This is a genomic window from Vibrio sp. Y176 (assembly GCF_033438945.1).
The window spans coordinates 1-739 of sequence record NZ_JAWOQS010000455.1 but is presented as its reverse complement, the minus strand read 5'-3'; the positions used below and the strand labels follow the sequence as shown (position 1 = coordinate 739).

The 739-nt window shown below is 49.3% G+C and carries 1 protein-coding gene; it reads left to right on the top strand.

Annotation, left to right across the window (positions count from 1 at the left end; genetic code table 11):
• Positions 1 to 739 (top strand): pyrimidine/purine nucleosidase domain-containing protein (locus R7O13_RS26655; RefSeq protein WP_318305181.1); only part of this gene is annotated, 739 nt, incomplete at both ends.

Here is a 739-nt window from a genome sequence, read left to right as displayed (position 1 = left end):
GACCCACCAGAGCATGCGTTCGTCGATGGAAAGATCATAAAAGGCATTCAAGAACACTTATTCTCTGTACTGCGTGACATCGTTTACGTGAACATGCACTTGGCTGACAGCCAGCGCCTCAATCTCACTAACCCAACGCATATTACCAACCTTGTGTTTGGTATTTTGCGTAATGCAGGCGCGCTCACTCCCGGTATTGAACCAAATCTCGTCGTCTGTTGGGGCGGCCATTCAATCAATGGCGTTGAATACCAATACACGCGCGAAGTGGGTAACGAGCTTGGCTTACGTGAACTTAATATCTGTACGGGTTGTGGACCTGGTGCGATGGAAGGCCCGATGAAAGGAGCGGCAATCGGTCACGCTAAACAGCGTTACACCGAGCAACGTTACCTTGGCTTGACGGAGCCTTCAATCATTGCCGCTGAGCCGCCAAACCCAATCGTCAACGAGCTGATCATCATGCCGGACATCGAAAAACGTTTAGAAGCGTTTGTTCGTATGGCGCATGGTATTGTGATCTTCCCGGGTGGTACGGGTAATGCGGAAGAGTTGCTGTACATTCTTGGTATCATGATGCATCCAGACAATGCTGATCAGCCGATGCCGATTGTGTTAACCGGACCAAAAGAGAGCGAAGAATACTTCCGTTCTATCGACGCGTTTATTCGCGATACCTTAGGTGAAGAAGGTCAAAAACACTACCAAATCGTCATTGATGATCCTGCCGAAGTTGCAC